17 protein-coding genes are annotated in these 20814 nt (G+C 36.0%); 5 read left to right on the top strand and 12 right to left on the bottom strand.

Features of this window, described 5'->3' with window-relative positions:
* The first annotated feature begins 39 nt into the window (after positions 1–39).
* Positions 40–1251, top strand: coding sequence for a C40 family peptidase (locus VB796_RS22885; RefSeq protein WP_323348922.1), 1212 nt, complete (start codon positions 40–42; stop codon positions 1249–1251).
* Between the two features lie 124 nt (positions 1252–1375).
* On the opposite strand, the gene VB796_RS22880 is transcribed toward VB796_RS22885, so the two are convergent.
* The 6 genes from VB796_RS22880 to VB796_RS22855 all read right to left on the bottom strand — a co-directional run bounded on the left by VB796_RS22880 (position 1376) and on the right by VB796_RS22855 (position 6656).
* A complete protein-coding gene (locus VB796_RS22880) occupies positions 1376–1810 on the bottom strand; it encodes a hypothetical protein (protein WP_323348921.1) in 435 nt (144 codons plus the stop codon).
* A gap of 78 nt (positions 1811–1888) precedes the next feature.
* A complete protein-coding gene (gene lgt / locus VB796_RS22875) occupies positions 1889–2707 on the bottom strand; it encodes a prolipoprotein diacylglyceryl transferase (RefSeq protein ID WP_323348920.1) in 819 nt (272 codons plus the stop codon).
* A 144-nt stretch (positions 2708–2851) separates the two neighbouring features.
* Positions 2852–3130, bottom strand: coding sequence for a rhodanese-like domain-containing protein (locus tag VB796_RS22870; RefSeq protein ID WP_323348919.1), 279 nt, complete (start codon positions 3128–3130; stop codon positions 2852–2854).
* Between the two features lie 339 nt (positions 3131–3469).
* Positions 3470–3763, bottom strand: a complete 294-nt coding sequence (locus VB796_RS22865) for a rhodanese-like domain-containing protein (RefSeq protein WP_323348918.1) — start codon at positions 3761–3763, stop codon at positions 3470–3472.
* Between the two features lie 87 nt (positions 3764–3850).
* A complete protein-coding gene (locus VB796_RS22860) occupies positions 3851–5749 on the bottom strand; it encodes a T9SS type A sorting domain-containing protein (protein ID WP_323348917.1) in 1899 nt (632 codons plus the stop codon).
* A gap of 139 nt (positions 5750–5888) precedes the next feature.
* The gene (locus VB796_RS22855) at positions 5889–6656 is read right to left on the bottom strand and encodes a PASTA domain-containing protein (protein WP_323348916.1); all 768 of its coding nucleotides are present in this window, start codon (positions 6654–6656) and stop codon (positions 5889–5891) included.
* A gap of 410 nt (positions 6657–7066) precedes the next feature.
* Between VB796_RS22855 and htpG the strand changes: the two genes are divergently transcribed.
* On the top strand, positions 7067–8881 hold the full coding sequence (gene htpG / locus VB796_RS22850; protein WP_323348927.1) for a molecular chaperone HtpG: 1815 nt from the start codon (positions 7067–7069) through the stop codon (positions 8879–8881).
* Between the two features lie 173 nt (positions 8882–9054).
* Positions 9055–9456, top strand: a complete 402-nt coding sequence (locus VB796_RS22845; protein ID WP_323348915.1) for a hypothetical protein — start codon at positions 9055–9057, stop codon at positions 9454–9456.
* A gap of 300 nt (positions 9457–9756) precedes the next feature.
* On the opposite strand, the gene VB796_RS22840 is transcribed toward VB796_RS22845, so the two are convergent.
* The 6 genes from VB796_RS22840 to VB796_RS22815 form a co-directional block, all read right to left on the bottom strand.
* A complete protein-coding gene (locus VB796_RS22840) occupies positions 9757–12015 on the bottom strand; it encodes an OmpA family protein (protein WP_323348914.1) in 2259 nt (752 codons plus the stop codon).
* 260 nt (positions 12016–12275) lie between these two features.
* The gene (locus tag VB796_RS22835) at positions 12276–12704 is read right to left on the bottom strand and encodes a nuclear transport factor 2 family protein (RefSeq protein ID WP_323348913.1); all 429 of its coding nucleotides are present in this window, start codon (positions 12702–12704) and stop codon (positions 12276–12278) included.
* A gap of 27 nt (positions 12705–12731) precedes the next feature.
* The gene (locus tag VB796_RS22830) at positions 12732–14030 is read right to left on the bottom strand and encodes an MFS transporter (protein WP_323348912.1); all 1299 of its coding nucleotides are present in this window, start codon (positions 14028–14030) and stop codon (positions 12732–12734) included.
* 67 nt (positions 14031–14097) lie between these two features.
* Positions 14098–15498, bottom strand: coding sequence for a glucuronate isomerase (uxaC, locus tag VB796_RS22825; protein WP_323348911.1), 1401 nt, complete (start codon positions 15496–15498; stop codon positions 14098–14100).
* Positions 15499–15720: 222 nt separating this feature from the next.
* The gene (locus VB796_RS22820; RefSeq protein ID WP_323348910.1) at positions 15721–16578 is read right to left on the bottom strand and encodes a type II CAAX endopeptidase family protein; all 858 of its coding nucleotides are present in this window, start codon (positions 16576–16578) and stop codon (positions 15721–15723) included.
* A gap of 99 nt (positions 16579–16677) precedes the next feature.
* Positions 16678–18330: an altronate dehydratase family protein gene (locus VB796_RS22815; protein ID WP_323348909.1), complete on the bottom strand. Its 1653-nt coding sequence runs from the start codon at positions 18328–18330 to the stop codon at positions 16678–16680.
* 225 nt (positions 18331–18555) lie between these two features.
* On the opposite strand from VB796_RS22815, the gene VB796_RS22810 reads away from it, so the two are divergent.
* Positions 18556–19572, top strand: coding sequence for an FRG domain-containing protein (locus VB796_RS22810; RefSeq protein WP_323348908.1), 1017 nt, complete (start codon positions 18556–18558; stop codon positions 19570–19572).
* 628 nt (positions 19573–20200) lie between these two features.
* Positions 20201–20814: alpha/beta hydrolase (locus VB796_RS22805; RefSeq protein ID WP_323348907.1), on the top strand; the 614-nt coding region annotated here is incomplete at its 3' end.

The following is a 20814-nucleotide window of genomic DNA, read 5'->3' as shown; positions in this document are numbered from 1 at the left end:
AAATATATTTGACATCCTTACGTCAAATATCCACAACCCATGAAAAAATATATACTCGTTTGTCTCACAATCGCTTCATTTGCCTTGTTAGGTGCTGGGCCAACAACCCCTCGGAAAGCATCCCCGAAGCGTATCAAAGCAGATTCTTCCATTACCCAAATTATTGAAAGTTTCGCTCTTAGATTTGCTCCAGATAAACGTACTGCCATTTTTCAAATTGATGCTTTCAGACAAAATAATCATGTAATTCTTTCAGGTAGAACAAATTTATACGGAGCAAAAAGCTTTCTGCTCGACCGTCTCAAAACGGAACGAATCCCTATCGTTGATGAAATAAAAACCCTTCCCGAACCAGAATTAGAGGACAAAGTGTATGGTTTAGTGGAGGTTTCAGTTTGCAATATTCGTTATTCGCCCCGTCATGCGGGTGAGTTGGCTTCACAGGCATTGATGGGTACGCCCGTGAGAATTTTGGAAAAAGAAGATAATGGTTGGTTATTAATCCAAACGCCCGACCAATATATTTCGTGGGTTGATAGAGGAGCAATCACGATGATAAATAAGGACAAAATGGAGCAATGGAAAGTTACTCCTAAAATTATTTATACTCGTGCCTACGGCTCTGCGTATGCTGAACCCAATGAAGAATCGGCAACGGTTTCTGATTTGGTGGCGGGTTGTATCATGGAATTGGTAGAAGAAGATAATGATTTCTATAAAGTGACATTCCCCGACCAACGCAAAGGATATGTTGCAAAGCGAGAAGCTAATAATTACAATAATTGGTTTGGTAAAATAAATGCGACTGAAGATAATTTAGTGACAACCTCAAAGCGATTAATGGGCGTGCCGTATTTGTGGGGTGGCACATCGTTTAAAGGTGTTGATTGTAGCGGATTTACCAAAACGGTTTATTTTTTGAATGGCATTATTCTCCCTCGTGATGCCTCACAACAGGTAATGATTGGCGAAACGATTGATAAAACAGGTAATTGGAGCGAATTGAAAGCAGGAGATTTATTATATTTTGGAGAAAAAAGAGAAGACGGCTCTGAACGCATTGTTCATGTTGCGATGTGGCTTGGCAATGGCGAATTTATCCACGCATCTGATAAAGTAAGAGTAAGCAGTATGATTACAACTGCTCCTAATTTTGATGAATATAATGCAAAAAGATACCTGCGTACAAAGCGAATTTTAAAAACTGGAATGGCAGGAGTTGCCACCCTAAAAGAAAATATAGTTTATTAAGTAACGAATCACTTAAACTGCTTTAAAATAAAAATAGCCAAACTGAAATTTCAATTTGGCTATTTTTATTTATATGACAAAATACAGAGTAAACAACTCTTAATCAGTATTTTACTTATCGAAATTATGCTCCGAAAATACCTTTTACTTTGCCCCAAAGTCCAGCAGCAGCTTCTTTCGCTTCTTCAACTTTTTCAGCAGCAGCATCTTGTAAATCTTCTAATTTTTCAGCAGCTTCAGCTTTCAATTCTTCCGCTTTAGCAGAAACATCTCCACCAGTTAATTCAGCGATTTTTCCAGTAATTGCTTCTTTAGCTTCGTCAAATTTCTCAGTAGCAGCCTCAGTTAAATCACCGATTTTTTCAGAAGCCGCTGCTTGTAAATCTTCTAATTTTTCAGTAGCAGCAGTAGCTAATTCATCAGCTTTTGCCGAAACATCCATTCCTGTTACTTCTTTGATTTTACCTGCAGCAGCATCAGCCAATCCTTCTAACTTTTCAGAAGCAGTATCTTTTAATTTGTCTAATTGGTTGTCAGCTTGGTCTTGTACGTTTTCCATGTTTTGTGGGATTTGGTTTTATATTTAATGAATAGTATCTCTGCAAATATGCTATTTTTTGAGCGAAATGCCTAATAATCAGGCATTTTGTATATCTTTTTTACGAAAAGCATATACTAAAATTGCTACTCCGAATAAGACTGCTGGAATACTTAGGATTTGTCCCATATTAAATTGCATTCCATCCTCAAAATTCACTTGATTCTCTTTTACAAACTCATATAAGAATCTGAGTGTAAAAAGAATAATTAAAAATACACCTGTCATTAAGCCCTGACGAGTATTTTCCTTCTTCAAAGACCATACCCACATCAATAATAAAAATAATATAACACAAGAAATTGATTCGTACAATTGTGCAGGATGACGAGGTACTAAAACGGGGTGTTCGATGTCATTGAAAAATCTGAAAGCCCAAGATACATCGGTTGGTTTTCCAACAATTTCAGAATTCATCAAATTTCCAAAACGAATAAAAGCACCGCCCAAAGCTACTGTTGGTACAATACGGTCAGTAACGTATAGGTAGGGAATGTTTCTTTTCTTCGAGAAAATATAAAATGCTGTAAATAAGCCAATGGCTGCTCCATGTGATGCCAAACCTGAGTAAGGTGGCACAATCATATCAATAAAGAATTTTACAGGATTACTAAGCAGTAACGGGTATTCGTAGAAAAAATAATGCCCCATTCTGGCACCAATAACGGTAGCAACCATTGCATATAGTAAAAGTTCATCGGCTTGCTCAATCGGACGACCTTCTTTCCTGAACATATAACTAAGAACTTGATAACCAACCAAAAATGCCCCTGCGAACATCAAGCCGTACCAACGTAACGGAAAACCAAATATCTCAAAAATTACAGGGGATGTGTGCCAATCAATATATGCTAACATTGGGGAATTAGGGATTTATGAAATGATTTTTTGTAAAAATACGTTTTTTTGCCAAATATTCAGCAATTGATAGTAACACAGACTTTAGTCTGAATTTTCGTTACAGGCTAAAATCTATGTTTTAGTTACAGACTAAAGGCTGTATTACAACGCTAAAAATGCTTCTAAACCTCCTTCTAAATTTTCAAGATTTGTAAAACCTCTTTTTGCCAGAATCTTACGGGCAATCTCACTTTGCAAACCTGTGTGGCAAATAATAACGATTGCTTGATTTTTTAGAGATTCTATCAATTCCAGATTTAAAAGAAGTTCATCTAAAGGAATTTGGATACCGCCCAAATCCCAATCCTCAATTTCGTAAGGCGTTCTAATATCAAGAATGGTTAATGCTGAAAGGCGGCTTTTAAATTCTTCTGCTGACATTTTATGGATATACTAAGCGAAAAGTGAATAAGAACCTGTTTAAACTTTCTGTTTTGAGATACAAATCAGTGTATTTTTGAGGTCTTTAAACTAAAATTTTTGAAACATAGCAGAGCTACGTTGATAAAATTTTGGTTTGAAGAATTCTAAAAGACTTGGTTTTAGCCGAAAGAGAAAGTTTAAACAGGTTCTAAATCAACTTACCCATTACCAATCATCGCTACTGGTTGATGCTTACGAAGCTAAATTATTTTAGAATCTATTCTCCAAACAAAAAGGTTGTGTAAATACCTAATAATTAGGACTTATTACACAACCCCTTGATTTAGAAATTTAAAATTAAAGTTGACCGTAAGCCATAATTCCACCTAAAACATTACGAACATTCGTAAAGCCTTGTCCTTCCATGAATGCTTTGGCTCTCGCCGACCTTGCACCTGAGCGACAGTGAACAATTACTTCTTGGTCTTTCCAAGCTTCGAGTTCCTCAATACGGTCAGGAAGTTCTCCCAACGGAATTAATTTTGCTCCGAGGTTTTCTTCTTCATATTCGTAATCCTCACGTACATCGAGGAAATTAAAGGTTTCTCCTTTATCAAGTCTTTCTTTTAATTCTTGTACGGTAATGTCCATTTTATTAGGGCTGTTGGCTATCGGCTATCAGCAATCGGTTATTTTAAATTATTAATTTCTCTTTCGGTAAAATTATACTATTGAGAGCTATTCTTTTACAATTTTTCTTACAAATGTATTCTTATCGTTTGAAAGTCGCAAAATGTAAGTTCCTGTGTTGAGGTTTTGCAAATTAACTTCTTGATTATCAGTTGTCGTTTGTAATATTGTTCTCCCTGTGAAATCCAATAATTCTACATTTTTCAATCTCGAATCGTTCCATCTAAAAATATCTTTTGACGGATTTGGTGAAATCACTACACTTTTATCGTCAATCTCCTCTTCGGTTGTTAAAACAAAAACTTCTTTTCCTGCCATCACAGGGCGAATCATTAAACTCCCTTTAATTGGCACAAATGAATTGGTCGATTGTATTTCTGTTACGTTAATCCATTCATTATTAATATTATAGAAATGACGATTGGCAAATTGAGACGAATTTTCGTCCAATCCAAGCGTCAACGGTTCATCGTCAGCAAGTTGAACGTATCCCACATAAAAAGTATCCACAACTGCTACTGAGTCTAATTTGTACTCAACAAAGGCGTTGGGCGTATTTGGGTATTTTATAATGGTTGTCGAATCTGAAATCGTTTTTAGAGCTTTTCCAGGTCTACCTTTTTCATTGGCTAATATTTGTAAGGTTAATCTTTTACCTGCCAAATTAGTAACAGTTGGTTGAACATTTATCCTAATAGCTTTTACGGCATCTGGTTTATTCACGATAAATTGTACGGCAACTCTTCCGAAACCTTTTCCGAGATAAGCAGCTTTTTCGGCTGTTCCGTCATCATAAGCATAATAATTATCTAAATCAACAACTCTGCTAATGGTGTCATTTACCACAAAAGGCGAAACATCAGAAGTAGTAGCTTTAAAGGCTATTTTAAGTTTCAACTTCGTAGCGTTGAATGATGCTAAAGGAAGTTCATTTTTTTGTTTTAATTCAAGTGTTGAAAAACTACTAATTCCTTCTCTTAATAATGCCGTTGTTTGTATAACTTCATTTGTTAAAGTATTTATAACTTGGTAATTATAAGGGAAAAAACGTAAAATATTTGAAAGATTACTAACATTCCATTTAACGCTATCTGCCAACTCTTTTGCGGAATTAGCCAACAATTGCCGTAAAGGCATCGCATTATAGCGTTTCAGAAGTGAGGTTAATTGACTTTGTGTAGATAAATCTTGCGTAGAAATTGACGTTACTTCTTTCGTCGTAGGGTTTCGGATACTCGTATTTTTAATAACATCGCCCGTTACTCGCTGATTTTTAATTTTATCTAAATACACATAATCAACGTGCCAAACGTCAAATTGTCCAGATTTTCTGCCAAATGACTGAAAACTAAACTGAAATTTATCGTGTAAAAACAGATTTGCCCGAATTGGAATAATCACTCTTTTGAATGAATCATTTGCCGTTTTACTCGTATCTGTTAAGCCAACCCAAACGGTTTGCCATTTATCACCATTTGTTAAAAATTGTAAGCGTAAAGAATCTCTCAATTCGGGTTTGTCGCCTAAACCTTGTGTTCTGTAAAAAAAAGTAAAATGTACAGAATCTGCAACACTGTATTGTAAGTCAATGGGCAAAGACGTTAAAGAATCCGTTGCTCCTTCAGCCAATGAATTTGCAAAGTCATAGGGTGTTCCGTTGGCTTGCAAACCGTCAAAAGTGGCAACATTAATGGTTGGATGATTGGTTGTAAATGTGTTACTGATATAAACTCCGCCACCTTTTTTCCATTTACCCAAATCTTGGCTATTGGTAGAAGTTGAAAAATCATCAAAAAAAGGCAAACTCAATGCCATTACTTTTGCTGACGAAGGTTTTGTTTTTTCGGTATTTTTTAGCGGAACAACTTGAAATTGAGCCAAAGAAACCTGACAAAAAGCAAGAAGGAGTAGAAATGTAAGGAAGTAATGCTGTTTATACCGTGTCATGGTTTTTAATTTGTTATCATTTCTTGATAAAATTCTTCAAAGATTTAAAAAGGAAAAAGGACGACTTCACTCAAAGCGAAGCCGTCCTTTAAAATTTATAGTCAAACTATTTGAATTTCAGAACATTAACGCAATGATATTAATTGGGTTGTTCGCCCGCTACCCAAAGGTCAACCATTTCGCCCGAACGAATTTTGTTGCCGTCTCCACAAGCTGGATTTTGTCTAAATATAGTCCCTGCGGGTTCGGTTGAAGTTGGGTCATAAATAATCGTTCCAATTTGTAAGCCAGAACCTTTAATGATGATTTGTGCTTCGTCGAAATTTTTACCTTCTACGCATGGAACATCTATTTCAACATCGCCCGTTCCGTTACCAATAACTAAGGTAACTTTTGAACCTTTTGCAATTAACGTACCAGCGTCCATTTTCTTGCCTTCATACTTTACTTCTAATACTTCATTTTCACGAATATCGTCTTGATACTCCAAATCTGGCTTCAATAATCCCGAAACTAATAACTGTTGTTCGGCACTTCTGACAGACATTTCAGTCAATTTGGGTAACTTAATCATCGGAGCCGTTTCGGTATTGATAGTCAAATAAATTTTACGACCTTGTTTTACCTTTGAGTTTTCTAAAGGATATTGAGACAACACCGTTAACGGTTTTAGTCCAGCCGTAAAAGTGCTGTCAGTTACTTCATATTCCAGATTGCGGTCGTCCAAAAGGTCTTCTGCTTCTTCCATTGACAAGCCTTTTAAATTAGGAACGGTAATCGCTTCACCGTGATTGGTACTCCAAGGTAAATAAAGAAAGAAAAAACCGAAAAACAGCACTAATAATAGCAAAATGATGATGGCTGCGTGGGTATAAACGTCTTTTTTAGAGTTGGTTGAAATTTTCATTATGTTCTTGTTATGAATACGTCGAATTCAGAATTCGGTGCAATTTAAGAAATTCGTAGGTCAATCTGAAAAATTAAATACCATTATCATTCGTAGAGACGTTGCCTGCAACGTCTTTGTCTCATTAAATAAAATATTTTTACCTAACAAATATGTTTTGGGCAACGTCTTTGTCTCATTTAATAAAATATTTTTACCTAACAAAGACGGTGTAGGTAAGGCATATACATTGTTTTGGGTTAACAAAGACGTTGCAGGCAAGGCATATACATTGTTTTGGGTTAACAAAGACGTTGCAGACAACGTCTCTACTGCCAATTTGTCCTACCAAATCCCTTTGGAATTCTTTTTGCAATCATGTCCAACATCAAATTTTGATTATTATTCATCTAAAAAGTGACAAAATGACTATGCAAGAGAAAGGTAATATCTCGATTCATACCGAGAACATTTTTCCAATTATTAAAAAATTCCTTTATTCAGACCACGAAATTTTTCTTCGTGAATTAGTTTCAAACGCCGTTGATGCTTCACAAAAAATCAAAAGATTAGCCGCCATTGGTGAATATGCGGGTGAATTGGGCGAATTGAAAGTAAAAGTTTCGTTTGATAAGGAAGCAAAAACGATTACTATTTCGGATTCAGGTTTGGGAATGACCGCCGATGATATTAAGAAATATATCAATCAAATTGCGTTTTCGGGAGCGACTGAATTCGTAGAAAAATATAAAGACAAAGGTGACGAAAAAGCGATTATCGGACATTTCGGTTTAGGTTTTTACTCCGCTTTTATGGTGGCAGAAAGAGTAGATATTATCTCTCAATCTTACCAAGAAAATACCCAACCAGTAAAATGGACTTGTGATGGCTCAACAGAATTTGAAATCTCAGAAGCTACTCGTGAAGGACGTGGAACGGATATTATTCTCCACATTGCCGAAGATTCTTTAGAGTTTTTAGAAGAATTCAGAATTAAGCAAGTATTGGATAAATACTGTAAATTCTTGCCAATTGAAATTGAATTTCAAGAGAAAATCATCAATAATCCATCGCCAATTTGGGCAAAATCTCCTTCAGATTTAACGGATGAAGATTATTTAAAATTCTACGAAGAATTGTATCCATATTCAGAAAAACCATTGTTTTGGATTCACTTAAACGTTGATTATCCTTTCAACTTAACGGGTATTTTGTACTTCCCGAAAGTGAAAAATGAGTTACAACTTTCTCGTGAGAAAATTCAATTATACAGCCGTCAAGTATTCATTACCGACGAAGTAAAAGACGTTGTGCCTGAGTTCTTGATGTTGTTGCATGGCGTTATTGACTCGCCAGATATTCCATTAAACGTGTCTCGTAGTTTCTTACAAGCCGACGGAAATGTGAAAAAAATCAACTCTTACATCACCAAGAAAGTAGCGGATAAATTGGGTGAATTGTTCAAAAATGACCGTGCTGGGTTTGAAGAGAAATTTGAAAATATCGGTATTTTCGTAAAATACGGAATGATTTCAGACGATAAATTCTATGAGCGTGCAAAAGATTATTGTTTATTACAAAATGTTGATAATAAATACTTTACGTTAAACGAATACGCTGAATTTGCTCAAGAAAATCAAACAGATAAGGACGAAAATGTTACGTACCTTTATACCAATGACGTAAAAGGACAAGACGGTTTTATTCAATCGGCAAAAAAACGAGGTTATGATGTCTTGAAATTGGATACGGTTTTGGATAGTCATTTTATCAATATGTTGGAGCAAAAATTAGTGAAAACTAATTTGAAACGTGTAGATGCTGATACCGTTGAGAAATTGATTGATAAAGGAATTGTGTTGGAATCGGTACTTTCAGAAGCAGATAAAGAGTCGGTGAAAAAGATTTTTGATGCCGTAATAAACGATACTACGAAGGTTGTTAATTTGGAAGCAATGCCAGTTGATGAATTACCAGCCGTGATTACTCAAAACGAATTTATGCGTCGTATGGCGGATATGTCTCGTAATGGTGGCGGAATGAATATGTTTGGAAATATGCCAAATAACTACATTGTGTCGATAAATGCCAACCATGCAACGATAGATAAAATCTTGAAATCTACGGATGAAGAGGAGCAGAAGAAATTAGCAAAACAAGTATATGACTTGGCATTATTGTCACAAAATATGCTTACAGGAGCTGATTTAACAGCATTTATTCAACGTACTGCGGTGAATTTGTAAACCGATTTTCCAAAATCGGCAGTAAAAAAGAGAGACAACGCTTAGCATTGTCTCTCTTTTTTTGTTCATAATTCCCACTTACTAAGTTAGCGAATAGATTTTCAAGACTTTGCTTCAAATCAATTGTGTAATAAATATTTTTACAAAAAAATGTAAAAACAAACATCTCAATTATGAAGAAGCTCTTATTTATTATTTCATTTGTACTTTTAGGAAGTACCTCATTTGCTCAAAACACTGTTAATCCTTTTAAGAATACACAATGGAAAGGGACAGTTAATGTGCCAGACCCAACAGGAGCAATTATTGTTTTTGAAGAGGGAAAAGTAATGTTCAAAGCAATGGAAAACGATTCACCCATTGAAGAATTAAGCTATACCATTGAAGGTAATATTTTAACGATGAAAAAAATAGCAGGTTCAAGCCCATGTACTGAAAAAGAAGTGGCTAAATTATCTTTTGAAATTGTTAAAGATACGCTGATTTTAAAGGTTGTTTCAGATGATTGTACAGTCAGAGGAGCCGCTTTTACGGATGAACAAGGGAATCCATATACTTGGAAGGTTGATAAATAATTGCATTGGTTATATAAAACAAAACGAAACTATCTACAATTTGTCGAAGAATAAAATTAGACCACAGATTGTACTGATTCAACGGCTTTACACGGATAAATTTAAAGAAAAATCAGTGTAAATCTGTTCTATCCGTAGTCTAATTTTGTCTTGCGACAAATTGTAGATAATTCCGAAACAAAAAAACTCCGTAATACGGAGTTTTTTTGCAAAACTATTCACCTAACCTAAAAAACTAAAATGAAAATGACTTTCATTTGAATATTTGAATCGGTTCATCGCCCGACCTTCAAATTTATATTATTTCACCGCTAAAATTCTAAATTCAGTTCTGCGGTTTTCTTGATGCTGACTTTCATTACATTGTACGCCATCTACACATTCGTTAGAAGGTTCACTTTCGCCGTATCCATTTGATACTAAACGACTTGGATCAATGCCTCTTTGTGTTAAATAATTGACTACGGCTCTTGCACGATTTTCAGATAATTGCATATTGTAACTATCTCCAGAACGAGCATCGGTATGTGAACGAATCTCGATTTTCATATCAGGATATTTTTTCAAAAGTGGCAATACCGTTCTTTCTAACTCACGAGCAGCATCTGGACGAATGAAAAACTTATCTAAATCGTAGTAAATGTTATTCAGTTTGAAAATATCTCCTTCGCCATACATTCCTTGAACATTCTGATATTGCGTTGGATTTTTACTTACTTTACCAATTGTTTCATTGTTGGTAGCATATTTATCTTTCTGTGCCGTCAATTTGTGGTCAGCACCAGGTTTTACTTCAAATTCATAACCACCATCTTGACCCGTCACAACGGTTTGTGTTGTTTTGTCTTTTTGGTTTTCAAGCGTTACTTGTACGCCAGAGATTGGTTTTTGACTTAATTCAGACTTCACAACACCTTTCAATACCGATGAATTTGATTTCTCTAAATACATCTCCAAAGTGGTTTGTTGTCCCGTATTACTTTTGGTCGAATATGTAATTGAATTCATTTGATAGCCCTCTTTAATGGCTTTGAATTCGTATTCAGATTCTGCCTGTAAACAAATTGACGTAGAACCGTCTAATCCAGTAACTTTCAAATCTTGATTTTCACCATTGATTACGCTTCTAATATCCACATTTTCGAGTGGCGTTTTGGTTGCCGCATCATAAACAATTAAGTTTAAAGGACGACATTCTCTTTTGAAACTATAAATATTATCGTCGTGTATGCCTCTTTTACGGTTTGAAGAAAAGAAACCTGTATTACGTCCTGCATCAGTAATTAAACCAAAATCATCTTTTTCGGAATTTAATGGAGCTCCTAAGTTTACAACACCTTTGTAAGCAATTCCGTCTTTCATTTCGGCAAAGAACAAATCAAGTCCTCCTAAGCCTTCATGTCCGTCTGATGAGAAATATAAGTTTCCGCTTTCATCGACAAATGGAAACATTTCATTTCCTTCTGTATTTACTTCTTTTCCTAAATTTACGGGTGTTCCCCAAGTTCCGTCTGTATATTCTACAATGTACAAATCTGTTCCACCATAACCACCAGGCATATCCGACACAAAGTACATTTTAGTATTATCAGGTGATAAAGCAGGGTGTCCACATGAATATTCGTCAGAATTAAATGGCACTTCCTTTACATTACTCCATGATTCTTTTACTAAATCTGCGGTATAGAGTTTCAAGCGGTTTGTTCCATCTTTTGACTCTCTTGAACGTCCTTTATTGTAATTATTTCTTGTAAAAACTACTTTTTGTTCCCCTTTAAAGAAAGTCATTGGACCTTCGTGATATTTCGTATTTAATACTCTACTAAATTCTTCAATTTTTGTCAATTTGGCTTCTGGCGTTGGTGCATCTACATTACTTGCTGACATACCGCCGAGAGCTTGAGCTGTCTGTAAACCATTATGAATGCTCAATTGTGAAGTATCTGGAACAAAATATAAATCTAAAAACGGTGTTTGATTCCAAGCAAAAACTCTTTTGATTGTTCCTGTTTCATCTCTTGCTGAACAAAATACCAAACCTCCTTTATAAAACATCGGGCTAAAATCTGCCTGACGAGAGTTGATGGGAAGATATTGAACTTTGTAAGACGAAGAGTCACGATAAAAACGCCCCATATCCATCAAAGCGATAGTATAGCGTTTTGCACGAAGGTCAGCCGTTTGTTTTTCTCCGTAAATAGAATAATATTTTTGAGATTCTTTATATTTCTGATTTGACGCTAATGACTGAGCGTAATAAAGATAATTTTCTGATTCTACATCTGGATAATCACGCAGGAGGTCAGCATAAGCACGCTCTGCATTACGAGAGTCCTGCATTTTGCGGTAGGAATAGGCTAATTTTTTCAGCCCTTCCTGACGAGTCACTGGGTCTTTTGCATCACGAAGAAAGTCTTCATAAAGACGAATCGCTTCGATATAACTCAGTTGTTCGAACTGGCGATTTGCGGCTTTCAGCTTCGCTTGTGCGTGTGTGTGTCCGCAGGCAAGCAAAAATAGCAATGCCACAACAGAGGCTATGTGGAAAAATTTATTCATAACATGGGGTTGCTTAGGCGGAATAGTTTGAAATCTACTCTGTAAGGTTGCCAAGTCAAAAACAAATAACGTGCCAAAGAAGTAAATAGGTAATAGGTAATTTTAGATATGAATTTTGAAGTATAAGGTGTTCGTGATGTTATCACATTGGAAATCATCAATTTTACAGGACAGATTTAGAACAAAAAATGAGGTCATAAATTTAGCATAAATACTAAATTTATGACCTCATAATCAAGACCTTATGAAAATTATCTATCTTAAATTTTAAATGCCTGACGAGCTAACAGTATCCATTGTCCTTTTGTTTTTTGAAATACTAAAAGAACGCCTAATTTAACTGTTCCTGCTACGCCACCATTGTTAGTTTCGGCAAATAATTTATGACGTACGATGGCTGTTTTTCCATGTATTTTTACAGTTTGTTCTGTCAAATCAATCGTTTTAAAATCCGATTTTCCAGAACTTATGGCTTCTACAAACATCGTTTTCGTTTCCATATTACCGTTTGAATGTCCATAAATTAAATCTTGATGGGCAATTTTTTCTAAAGAAACTTTGTCTCCATCAATCATGGCTTTTTTTAGAAATTCTACGGCTTCTGTTACTTTCTTTTCTTCAGCTGTTTGTGCTTGGGTAAAGAAAATATTTCCTAAAAACAAGGCTAAAATAATGAGTATTTTTTTCATGATATTTTGATTTTCCTTATGACCAAATTAAATATCTACTTGTTTCATTTTTGGAACTAAGAAGTGCATAATTAACCATGCGGTTAAGTAAGCGGCACCACAGATACAAAACATGATGAAATATCCAGTTTGAATTTGTCCAATTTTGGTATAATACACAAACATATTTTTTTGTACTAACCAAGTCAAAAGAATACCTCCTAAACCGCCGAACATACCACCGATTCCAGTTACAGATGCAGTTGCTTTTTTAGGAAACATATCTGAAACCGTTGTGAAAATATTAGCACTCCAAGCTTGGTGAGCAGATGCTGCAATACCAATTACTAAAACGGCCAACCACATATTAATTGACCCCAAATATTGAGCAAATAACACTGGAAATACAAGGAAAGCATAAATTAACATACTGGTTTTACGAGCTTTGAAGGCAGGCCAGTTTTTGTTAATCAGATTCATTGGTAACCAACCACCTGCAATACTGCCAATGCTTCCAATCATATAAACCATAGCAGAAGGCCAGATGATTTCTGTTTTAGAAAGTCCGTATTGTTTCATCAAGAAATCTGGTAACCAGAATAAATAAAACCACCAAACAGGGTCAGTTAAGAATTTACCAAGAGCAAACGCCCATGTTTGACGAAATGAAAGTAATTTAATCCAAGAAACTTTTTCATAAACAACTTCCTCTACTTTATCTGAATGGATATATTCAAACTCTTCGGCAGATAAACGCTTTTGTTTTTGTGGTACTTCATAAAAAATAAACCACAAAGCAAGCCAAATAAAACCGATAGCACCTGTAAGAATAAATGCCCATTGCCAACCCCAAGTTTCAGCAATGTATGGAACTGTAAGCGGAACGATGATAGCTCCAATGTTGGTTCCAGAGTTGAAAACACCCGTAGCTAAAGCACGTTCCTTTTGAGGAAACCATTCGGCAACTGCTTTGATAGCAGCGGGGAAATTTCCAGCCTCAGTAACTCCTAAAAAAATACGAGCAATGATAAATCCTCCTGTACCTGTTGCTAAAGCGTGTGCAATAGCTGCGATACTCCAAAGACCAGTAGCGATAGCATAACCGATTTTTGTTCCTAATTTATCCACAAATCCACCTGCAAAAAACATCCCGAAGGCGTAAGCTAATTTGAAAGCGATTTCGATATTTGAATAATCATTTACTTCTTGCTCAGGTGTCCAGTGAAAAGCTTCGGCAAGATATGGCTTTAAATAACTAATGACATTTCTATCAAGATAGTTGACGGTTGTTGCAAAAAATACCAGACTACAAATCGTCCAGCGATATTTACCAATTTTGGTTTGCATGAGTTTGAGTTATGGAGTATAACGTTTGAGTTATGAGGGTATGACTTCTCATAACTCAAAGACCTTTTTAAAATTTGAAATATTCTTTTGCGTTGTTGTAACAGATATTTTGAACCATCTGTCCAATCCATTCAATATCATTTGGTAATTCTCCGTTTTCGATTTCGTTACCTAAAAGATTACAGAGAATTCTACGGAAATATTCGTGCCTTGGGAATGATAAGAAACTACGAGAGTCAGTAAGCATACCAATGAAACGACTTAAAAGACCCATATTTGAAAGTGAATTCAGTTGGCTTTCCATACCACTTTTTTGATCTAAAAACCACCAACCTGAACCAAACTGAATTTTACCAGCCATTGAGCCATCATTGAAGTTTCCAATCATGGTTGCCATCAAATCGTTGTCTCTTGGATTGAGATTATAAATGATTGTTTTTGCCAATTGGTCATTTTCATCTAAACGACCTAAAAATTTAGATAAACTCTGAGCCTGCGACCAGTCGCCAATTGAATCCCAACCTGTATCTGGACCTAACGTACGTAAAGCACGGCTGTTATTATTACGCAAAGCTCCTAAGTGAAATTGTTGTGTCCAATTCAACTCATGATACATTACACCCAAAGCATGAAGAATCGCTGATTTATAAGTCAGGGCTTCTTGCGACGTGATGCTTTGTCTGGCAATTACTTTCTTAAATACGCTATTGGCAGATTCTTCGGTGAAACTAATTGCATAGATTTGCTCCAAACCATGGTCAGCCAAACGCCCGCCCAAAGAAGCAAAGAAATCCGCACGTGAACGAAGAGCCTTCAATAATTCAGCGTAAGAATTAATCTCAATATTGGCAACTGCTCCTAATTTTTGAACATAATCCGCAAAGTTGGGATTATCAATCAAGATATATTTATCAGGACGGAAAGTTGGCAAAACTTTCGTTGAAACCGTACCGTCTTTAATAATGGCTTGGTGATATTCCAACGAATCCGAAGGGTCGTCTGTGGTACAAGCCACTTCTACTTTCATTTTTGACAATAAACTTCTTACCGCAAAATCAGGTGTTTGAAGTTTAGCCGAACATTCTTCATAAATCCGCTTAGCATTCTTCGGATTCAAAGTTTCGTATTCGTCAAAATAACGTTGCAATTCTAAATGCGTCCAGTGATATAAGGGATTACGCAAAGTATAAGGAACTGTTTCAGCCCATTTCTCAAATTTTTCAAAATCTGATTTATCGCCTGTACAATAACTTTCATTCACGCCATTTGAACGCATAGCACGCCATTTGTAATGGTCGCCGTAAAGCCAAATTTGCGTTAAATTTTCAAAATTCTTGTTATTAGCTATCTGGTCAGGTGGTAAGTGATTATGATAGTCAATAATGGGCATATCTTTGGCAAACTCATGATAAAGTTTGCTGGCAGTGGAAGTTTGTAAGAGGAAGTCTTCGTTTAAAAATTGTTTCATGATTTATATTCGATTCTCCGAGATGGAAATTGTTATAATAGTAGTTGTACAGGGTTTAAAATACGTCTGTATTTATAAAGTAAAAACACTTTGTTTTATACTCTAAACTTTATGGTTTAAGTAATGGTTAGCGTTTCCTTGTTTGGCTTTAAGACTGGAACTTGCTATTAATCAATTAATTATAAAAAATCTACACATAGACAATTTTGATAGATGAAATTCTCAATCTTCAATAACAGGACGTAAGTTGAAAATTTTGTTTGCCAAGAAAACATATATAATCGTAGTGATGAGCCACCCCGCAATCATGATAGAAAAGTTGAGTTCGGTTACCATAAAAATAGAAGGAGATGGTAAAACGCTGTCGGGATATGAAACGATGAGAAAAGAATAAACATTATTGGCTGCATGAATCCCCATTGGTAGTTCTAACTTTTTATCAAAAACAGTTAGTAAAGCAAAGAACAACCCAACGCCAATAAAATAAATCATGGCAATAGCAAAGCCAACTTTCTGAATTTCAGGATTGAAACCATGAGCCAAACCGAAAAGTACCGCCGTAACAATAACGCCTACCCAGATATTTTTTGAGCCAATTCCTTGTAAAAGATAGCCTCGACAAAGTAATTCCTCCGCCGTACTTTGAATGGGAATTAGTAAAACTCCAACAATTAAAGCAGGTAAAAAATCTTCGATATTGAGTGTAAAACGGTACATTTCTGGAAATATTCCGTAAAATAATAACTCCACTACTACCGTAATGACAAACCACAGTCCAGCCGATTGTGCAATACGTTTCCAATTGATGGTTTCAAAAGGCGTGATTAATGTTTTGAAAGAACGTCCATGAAGAAATTTCATAACAAACCACAAGCCAACAATAATTCCGATAAACTGCAAAAGTGCCACCGCCATGTATTGATAAGCAGGTACGGTCGGTTTTTGAGTTTTTAGATTTGTCACTAAAACAGTAGGCAAAGAAAAAACAATTGCGGCTACCATAACAATCAAAAAGCCAGCTACATAGAGCCAGCTATTGTTTTTACCCATGCGAGCAATGTCAATAAATACGTTTTTCATAGTTTTGTAGCCCGATGTTGGGCGGCACTCCGCTTCCGCATCGGATATTATTTTATTCCGATGCGGAAGCGGAGTGCCGCCCAACATCGGGCTACAAATTTATAAACTTACACCTCTTTTCCAAGGAATAAAGTCATCTTGTCCGTTTCTTACGGCACAAACTTCAATTTCACCGCTGGCAACTTTAATGGCATATTCCAAAATACGCTCTCCTGCTTGCTCAATGCTTTCTTCGCCCTCAATGATTGTTCCTGTGTTAATATCAATAATATCTGACATTTTATTGAACAATTTAGAGTTAGTCGCAATTTTCACAACTGGAGCAATTGGGTTACCCGTTGGCGTACCTAAACCCGTTGTGAATAATACTAAATTTGCCCCTGAAGCCACTTCTGCCGTTGTTGATTCTACGTCATTTCCAGGAGTACATAAAAGGCAAAGTCCTGATTTCGTCACTTTTTCTGGATAATCCAAAACCGAAGTCACGGGCGAAGTTCCACCTTTTTTAGCTGCTCCTGCCGACTTAATCGCATCGGTAATTAATCCGTCTTTGATGTTGCCTGGAGAAGGATTCATGTCAAACCCAGACCCTACGGCTTTGGCACGGTCGTTATAAGTTTTGACTAAATGACTGAACAAAGCGGCATCGTCACGACTTACACAACGGTCGGTTAATTCTTGTTCAACCCCACATAATTCTGGGAATTCGGCAAGGATAACCGTTCCGCCCAAACCTATCAATAAATCAGAAGTATAACCGATAGCAGGGTTAGCAGAAATACCAGAGAAACCGTCAGAACCGCCACATTCTAAGCCAATGGTTAATTTGCTCAATGGTGCTGGCTGACGAGTATTTTGATTAGCTTGCATCAAACCTGCAAAAGTTTGTTTCAATGCCTGAGCCATCATTTCAGACTCTGTACCAATATTTTGTTGTTCTAAAATATAAAGCGGTTTCTGGAAATTAGCGTCTCTTTTAGCAATTTCAGCCTTCAATTCGCCTACTTGTGCATTTTGGCAACCCAAACTCAAAACCGTTGCTCCCGCACAATTTGGATGCGTAATATAACCTGCCAACATTCCGCAAAGTGCCGTAGAATCTTGACGAGTACCACCGCAACCGCCGTCATGAAGTAGGAATTTTACGCCATCAACATTTGGGAAAAGTTTTTGCTTTTGGGTTTCCGTTTCTTGACTTTGTAAATCTGCCGATAAAATATCTTCAATCGTTTTTCCTGCTTTGTACAAAGAAATCAAATCGTTGGTTTGGTTTTGGTACGTATGCTTACGAGCGTAACCCAAATCGTCCACAAGAGCCTCACGAAGCACTTCGATGTTACGATTTTCACAGAAAACTAAAGGAATAACTAACCAATAATTTGCCGTTCCAACCGAACCATCAGCACGATGAAAACCGTTGAAAGTACGTCCTTCAAAACCTGACAAATCTGGAGCTTGCCACTCGGCATGATTTTCACGTAATTCAAAAGAATTGACAGCGTGTTTTACATTAAAAATATTGATACTTCCGCCCTTAGCAATAGGCTGATTAGCCTTGCCGACCAATACGTCGTACATTTTTATTTCAGAGCCAACCTCAAAATCGTACATAGCGAATTTGTGTTTAGCCGCAATATCTTCCGTAAGGGTATAAGATTGACCGTCTAATTCTACGATTTCATCTTTTTTTAAATCGGTTAGAGCAACGATTACGTTGTCGTTGGGGTGGATTTTTAATACTTTATTTTTCACTTTCTTATCATTTATGCTTTCTTAATTTCAAAAGGCAAATTGTGAATTGCTATACTCAAAATTAGGCAAGAAATGCTTAGGAATAAAGTATTTTACCATTTGATAAATGGGTTTTGGGGTTTGGTGGGAAATGGGTTATGTTTGTTATTAGGGAATCTCCTAAGATTTTAATAATACAAAAAGTAGGACAAAACTTTTATATATTTACGAGTTAGCAGCAATTATATGACGACACTATCAACTTACGAATCCTTCGATGAAAAATCTAAACATTTCAATCTTGTAAAAGTTGAAACCATAGACGACTATAATAAAATCGTTACAACACAACAAATGTTAAACGGTATTTACAGAGGCATCAACAATTCTAAATACAAAATTTACACCTCACTGCAGAGACAAATAATTCTGAAAGACTTGCAGTACAAATTTCGTATTGAAGACTACCTAAACAATTTTCGACAAAATAAAATCCTTGAAAAATATTTTGACACTTTTAAAATTGAAGCGTCAAAACTTTCTATTTATAGTTATTTACAACATTATCGTGCACCAACACCTTTTTTAGACTTCACTACTAATTTTGAAAAAGCTCTTTACTTTGCTATTGAAAATTTCGAAGAAACTTCAAACGTTGAACAAGGTTTAATTGACGATTATTTTTCAATATTTTTTATTAACCAAACAGACTTTGACTTAATTGAAATACCAGAAGTAATCAGAAGTTTAAAGCCCCTCAAACGATTAAGCAATGACCTATTTTCTCAATATGAAGACTACACTCATCAACATTTAGTATCCCACATCGACAACATTTTTACAATCAATACTTGCAATGTATTTCTGATTAGTCATTACGAAGAGTTTATTGACATATACAATACATATAACAACATTAGAATTGTTGCACAAGAAGGGTTGTTTATTCATAATGACTATTTAGATAAACCCTTAGAAGAAGCTTTGAAAGAATTTTTTAAAGAAGCTACTATTTTTGTCGGCTCTGCTTTAGACGAAATTGATGACCCTCAAATAATCGCTAACAATGAAAAGTATAGGGAAGACTTAGAAAAAAATAGAGGTTTTCAACAACGATTAGAAAAAAACATTATCACAAGTTTTGAAATTAAAAAGTCATTAATATGCGAAATAAGGAAAAGTTTCAGCCTGCAAAAAGGTGACATATATCCTGACCCTGAAAAGTTATGTAGGCAGATATTTAAAGACAGTCTACCAAAATAACTCCACTGGTTCAAGCGTCCTCGCTTGAACCCAGACATCGTGCGTAAGCATTTTGTCATCAGTTTATTTATGAATTGAATTATTTACTATTCGTCGCACAACCGCCGACAGGGCAAAAAAGCCGCTGTCGGGGTTGAGTTGAGTCCGAAACCCTGACAGCGGCTTTTCGCCCTGTCGGCGGTTCTTTTCTTGATTGCGACAAATAATAGATAGGGTCGTTTATGAATCTTTTAGTCAGTAATTTGCTTACGCATGATGTCTGGTGGGACACCCCGCTCTTCGAGATGTTCCGAAGGACAACTCTGGGACGCATAGTCGAAGTTTAGATAAATAGGATTTCCAATCCTATAAAATTGATAGCAGATTGAAATCCGATTCATCAAGCATTCGACATTGAAATGTCGAATATGTCTGGTGAGACACCAGCCACGGGGGAAATATTTAATGGGAGTAACCTATTGGTTCAAGCGAGGACGTTTGAACCAATGCATATTTTCTAAAAAGCCCGAAACTCACATCATTAGGGTATAGAAAAATGGGCTTACCTACCCAAAGATGTGATTGTGATTGCGTGTTATCTACCCCAATTTTGTGTGGATAATTTAAACACATCAATCACAGCAAACTAATGCACAATTCTTCAACATTCTCTATCAAAAAATTCTGGTTACTTTTCGTTTTTGGCATCGTTGGCAGTCTTTTTTCAAGTTGTAGCAAGGACTCCTTGACTTTAACTATTCCAGAAAAAACGACTGATATTACCGTCCCAAGTTTGTCGTATGAAGATAGAATAAATGTGGCTTACGGCTCAAATCCCTATCAAAAATATGACATTTACTTACCTAATATTCACAATACGCAAAACCCTGTCATTGTGCTTCTTCATGGTGGTGCGTGGCGTTTTAGCGATAAAAATTCCCTTAATTTCTTGGTTAGTGATTTGAAAAATCGGAGGGTAAATTGTGCTATCGTTAATACCAATTACCGTTTGGCAAGTGTTGGTTCAAGCATCACATTTCGTGAGCAAGTGGCGGATATTGGCACTTTATTACACAAAATTCAGAGCGATGCAAAATCGTTGGGAATTGGCAATAAATTTTATGTGGTAGGACTAAGTTCGGGTGGACATTTGGCTCTTTTATACACCAGTTCTGCCGATAATGACCATTTGGTATCAGGCATTGCAGGAATTGTTCCTCCGCTAAATCTTAGCAGTCCACAAATCAGAGCGGGAATCATTGG

This window comes from Arcicella sp. LKC2W, from assembly GCF_034931005.1.
Classification (GTDB): domain Bacteria; phylum Bacteroidota; class Bacteroidia; order Cytophagales; family Spirosomataceae; genus Arcicella.
The sequence above is the reverse complement of the archived record's forward strand: the minus strand, read 5'-3'. Positions and strand labels throughout refer to the sequence as shown.